Annotated in this window: 2 protein-coding genes and 1 pseudogene; 1 reads left to right on the plus strand and 2 read right to left on the minus strand. The window is 60.9% G+C overall.

The features are described from left to right. Window positions 1–300: 300 nt before the first annotated feature. Both AC5JJ6_RS39855 and AC5JJ6_RS39860 read right to left on the minus strand, forming a co-directional pair. A complete protein-coding gene (locus AC5JJ6_RS39855; RefSeq protein ID WP_496047357.1) occupies window positions 301–462 on the minus strand; it encodes a hypothetical protein in 162 nt (53 codons plus the stop codon). A 448-nt stretch (window positions 463–910) separates the two neighbouring features. Beyond that, window positions 911–3721, minus strand: coding sequence for a GAF domain-containing protein (locus AC5JJ6_RS39860; protein ID WP_496047358.1), 2811 nt, complete (start codon window positions 3719–3721; stop codon window positions 911–913). A 645-nt stretch (window positions 3722–4366) separates the two neighbouring features. On the opposite strand from AC5JJ6_RS39860, the pseudogene AC5JJ6_RS39865 reads away from it, so the two are divergent. Beyond that, window positions 4367–5243: pseudogene (locus AC5JJ6_RS39865) on the plus strand (IS256 family transposase); the annotation flags it as partial. Between the last annotated feature and the right edge of the window lie 170 nt (window positions 5244–5413).

Raw genomic sequence — 5413 nt, forward strand, 5'->3', positions numbered from 1 at the left:
CGCTTGGCTGCACTTTTACAACGAGGAACGCCTTCATCAGGCGCACGGCTACCGGACGCCCCGGCAGATCTACGAAGAGCAATGCCCGTAGACATCGGGACGATTGGCTGCGCCGAACGGTTCCGCTTCCCCCGCTTCCCGAGCAAGATCGGGAAGCGGGGAAATGCTCACCTTCGCCCCCATGACCACCGGCATCAACAACAAGGATTTGGAAATTGGAAGTATAGCAGCTACCCTGCGGCTCGCGCCGGCACCGATTCCCGGCATCGACACGGCGCAATGATCCCGCGGGACTCTCGCTTAACCCGCCACCCCAGTTGCCTCACCAATGGGTTCCACCTCAGAGGAAGGTGTCGAGGCGTCGGATCCTTTGTCGTCCGCGCTATCTTTGGCAGATCCGGATTCTGAAATGAGCATTGAGGCCACGGCCAAAACAAGACCGAACAGTGCATGCTTCTTCATGTTTCATTTCCCTGAGGATAATCGATGTTCTTGTTGTGTTTTCAGCTGCTGTTATTAAAATATTCATCAGTAGTATTGTTTGCCGATGGAGTCTCATCTTTAGAAGATCGAGCATGACATAGTGATCACATCACTATCATAAACGACGGCTCTGGATAAAAAATACTTCAAATAGAATATTATTAATCCTTCAATATAGTAATTATTAGTTTAAATTTATTAATCCTATTAATGTTCATGGTTGATATCGCTATCGGTACGTTGAATCTGTTGCCGAAGAAGACACTGTGCGTGTTCTCGGTGATACATAGACCGTCTAAAACAACCCGATGCCAGGATGTTTGGCTGGAGCTTTCGATCTGGCCAGAAACATCACTTCCTGTTGAGTCAAGCGTACGTATGATTTCGTGGAACGTACGTTTGACCGATCATCGTCTGCGTCTCCAGGTTATCTTTTGCGTTCAAGGAGTGGCATGCCCTCCCCATTCTCGATCATTGCACGGATCTTCATCGCCAGCGCATCAAGCGCGAAGGGCTTGGTCATCATTGCCATACCGGGCTCGAGAACGCCGTTGCCAATGGCGGCATTCTGCGCATAACCGGTGATGAATAGTACCTTGAGATCGGGTCGCATCTCACGGGCCGCGTCGGCAAGCTGGCGGCCATTCATGCTTCCGGGCAGGCCCACATCTGTAATCACTAGATCGATGCGGACGCCGGACTCAACCACACGCAGTGCTGAGGCCGCGTCTCCGGTTTCGAGCGAGGCATAACCCAGGTCTTCCAGAACCTCGACGATCAGCATCCGCACCAGCGCTTCGTCCTCGACGATCAGCACCGTCTCGCCGGCACCGGCGGGCTCCCCTGGCATCGCTGTCTCTGGTTTGGCCTCGCCACCAGCCTGAGCCCAATGGCGCGGCAGATAGAGCTTGACCGCTGTGCCACGTCCTTCCTCGCTGTAGATGCGCACGTGACCGTTCGACTGCTTGGCAAAGCCGTATACCATGGAAAGACCGAGGCCGGTTCCCTGGCCGAGCGGCTTGGTCGTGAAGAACGGATCGAAGACCCGGGCGATCACCTCCGGTGGCATGCCGGTGCCGGTATCGGTCACGCAGAGTGCGACATACTGGCCAGGTGTGACGTTGAGCTGTGCCGCCGCATAGGCATCGTCAAGATGCGCATTGGCCGTTTCAATCGTCAGGCGCCCGCCGCCGGGCATGGCATCGCGGGCGTTGATGGCGAGGTTGAGGAGCGCGCTCTCAAGCTGGTTGGGATCGCACAGCGTCGGCCATAGGCCACCCGCAAGTACCGTCTCAACCTGAACGGCGGGACCGACGGTGCGCCGGATCAGCTCCTCCAGCGCGCCTACCAGCCGGTTAGCGTCGACTGGCTTGGGATCCAGCGGCTGGCGCCGGGCAAATGCAAGCAGGCGATGTGTGAGGGCGGTCGCCCGCTCCGCCGAAGCGAGAGCGGCCTCGACATAGCGACCGAGATCGGCAGTGCGCCCGGCGGCGGCCCGACTGCGCAGCATCTCGAGGCTGCCGACAATGCCCTGGAGCAGATTGTTGAAGTCATGCGCCAGACCACCGGTCAGCTGGCCGATGGCTTCCATTTTCTGAGCCTGGCGCAGCGCCTCTTCAGCCTGGATACGCTCTGCGATCGCGCTGGCGACACGCTGCTCCAGTGTCTCGTTCAAACGCTGCAGATCGGCCTCGGCAGCTGCGCGCGCCGATATCTCGCGTTGGGCGGCGGTGTAAAGCCGGGAATTGTCGATCGCGATCGCTGCATGCGCCGCGATGCCGACGACGATACGTTCGGCACGCGCGGTAAAGACACCGGGCTCCGGGTGCCCGAAGTAAAGCCCGCCGAGCGTTTCGCCGGAGCGGGAGATAACAGGAACCGCCAGGTAGCTGCGGACCGGCAAATGTCCCTCGGGCATGCCGCGGTGAGGCGGATTTTGGCCGTAGCGCGGATCGGCGAGAATATCGTCCGAGCGGACAATGCCCTCACCTCGAAATGTCGGCCCAAAAACCGCAGTACTTCGCGGCATCGGAAAATCTGCAAAGGCCGATCGAGGAACACCCGAGATCGTGTAGAGGGTCAGGGAGTTACCATTGTCACCCACCGTGTTATAGAAGAAGGCGCCGAAGGCAGCGCCCGAGAGCTCCGTTGCGGCGTCGGTTACCGCCTGGACGATATGGCCGAGATCGAGCTGGGCTGTCAGCAGCGCCCCGGTGCGGTTCAGCACCTCGAGGCTATGGGCCTCGTCGCGCACCGCCTCCTCGGCCCGCTTGCGGTCGCTGATATCGATGAAGAGGCCATCCCAGAGCAGCCATCCGTCAGATCGCTCCCGCGGGGCCGAGATCATGCGGCACCAGCGGATCTCTCCGTCATCGCAGCAGTGGAACGGTACTTCGAAGTCGAAGGGGATCAGGTCCCGGATCGCGATCGCCTCGGCAGCGGCGAGGGCCGAGCGATGCTCCGGCACGACTGTTTCGTAAAGCGCGCCGGCATCCGCCAGGGCGGCTTCGGCGGTCACACCAGTCAAGCGTGCGCAGCTGTGCGAAACGTAAGTGAAGCGGCGGTCGCTGCCATCGCGCCGCATCGCGATCTGGTAGACCATGCCGGCAGGAAGGTTTTCGGTCAGTGCCCGCAACTGCTCCCCGCTCTCGATCGACGCCGCTTGCGCCGCACCCAGCGCCGTAACGTGCTCACGCAGCCGGAGTTCGACCTCAAGGCGACGGATGGCGGCACCGAGCAGATTGGCCAGAGCCTGCAGGAAGTGCATGTGCTCGGGGCTGAAGCATTGCTCGACCTCGCTGTCCGCCTCCAGCACCCCCCAGACGCTCTCCCCGATCCGGATTGGCACATTTAGTAGAGCCAGGACACCATGTGCGCGCAGCAGATCGGAATAGACGAAACCCTCGGCCGTGCGGATGTCCGCGATCACCACACCTGCTTCCGTGCGCAAGGCACGTCCTGGCGGCGACGTCAAGTCGGCGGACAAGGTCGCATGACCAACGACACCGGGCGCCCAGCCGACACCGGCGCACACCAGCAGATCGTCAGATGCAGGGCGGTACCGCAGCACCTTGGCCCGTTCGACGCTGAGGCCCGCTGCGGCGTGCACGACAGCTTCCCCAAGCAACGCGTCGAGATCCAGCCCCGCATCGAGCGCACGGCTGCCGAAGGAGGCGACGAGCGCCTGACGCTGGGCTGCGTCAGGCATATTCGTGGGTGAATCATCGGGGTGCTTCATCGGGTCTTACGACAGGACAACATAGCCATGAGGATGGCTTGCCCGACACAATGGCGACTGCCGGAGAGGGTGCTTATCGCCCGGAATGGAACAGCTCTCCGCATCGCATACCAGAAAACCTTGGTTTCCAAACATATCACCTTCAGCGTCGCATACGACCTATTCCATCAGCAAATAACCTTCAAAGAAATTTTGTGCAATAGGGCTGTGATGGACAATGGTTTCACGTCATCGTTCTGCATGGATGTGCGGGATCGCACAAGGGGTGGCCTGTTTCGATGCTCGGATCTCGCCTTCATGCCTCACAAATACAATGCTGACTGTCGCCACTGCACATGTTCATGAATTCGACCGGCATTTTCATCAATCCGACCACCCGCGCTTCAACCATAGCAGGCACTTCGCGAGGGCAATAACAGGCCCTGCAAGGGGTTAGAGCCCGCCATTGGTGCGCGACGTGAGTTCACCCTAGAGCCATTCACCTAAGATGGAAAGCGGATCGATCGGTGGCGCCGCCTGAGAGGTCGGTGCCACCGAAGGCAGGTTTGGAGCTATAGCGGAAACTGGGTGATGACGAGGTGAGGAAGGCGGCGTATCGAGGTAGGTGCTTGAAGCCTGCCTGAACCTCCAGAGGAGCGATACGCCATGAACGAGGATAGCAGCATTATTCGCCTTCGCCAGCCCGACGCGATCGATGATCCCCTGACGGCCCTTCTCCGATCGGGAGCCCGCCAGTTGCTGGAGCAGGCCATCGAAGCCGAGGTGGCGGCTTTCCTGGCTGCCGGCAAAGACCTGAAGCTGGCCGATGGCCGGGACCGGCTGGTCCGGCATGGCCATGGGCCGGAACGCCTGATCCAGACCGGGATCGGACCGGTCGAGGTCCAGCGGATCAAGGTCCGTGATCGCGCTCCCGGCCCGGCAGCCGAGCGCATCCGGTTCAGCTCAGCCTTGCTGCCACGCTGGGCTCGGCGGACAACCAGTCTCGACGCCCTGCTGCCGATCCTGTACCTGCGCGGGGTTTCAGCCGGTGATTTCCAGGAGGCGCTGAGCGTTCTGCTTGGCAAGGATGCGCCCAATCTGTCGCCGGCGGTCATCGCGCGGCTGAAGGAGAGCTGGGCGGAGGACTATACGCGCTGGCAGCGGCGGGACCTGTCGGCCCGGCGCTATGTTTATGTCTGGGCCGACGGCGTCTACCTCCAGGCCCGCATGGAGCCCACCGCCGAGTGCATGCTGGTGATGATCGGCGCCACGCCGGAAGGTAAAAAGGAACTGCTCGGCTTCCAGGTCGGCGTCCGCGAGAGCGCCCAGAGCTGGCGCGAACTGCTGATCGACCTGAAGGCGCGTGGCCTCACGATCGCTCCGGAACTGGCTGTCGCCGATGGCGGACTGGGCTTCTGGAAGGCGCTCGACGAGGTCTTTCCCGGAACACGGCACCAGCGGTGCTGGTTTCAAAACCGGCAACGTTATCAACAAGGTGGCGAAATCCATCCAACCCGCGGTCAAGCAGGACCTGCGGGAGATCTGGATGCACATGTTCATGAATCCGACCGGCACTTCCATCAATCCGGCCACCTGCGCCTCAACCGTAGCAGGCACTTCGCAAGGGCGACGGCGGCCCCCGCCCCATGGGGCGGGGGCCGCCGTTGGCGTCTGACGTAAGTTCACTTTACGGTTGTTTCCCCGAGGTGGGAA

The organism is Skermanella sp., from assembly GCF_059503625.1.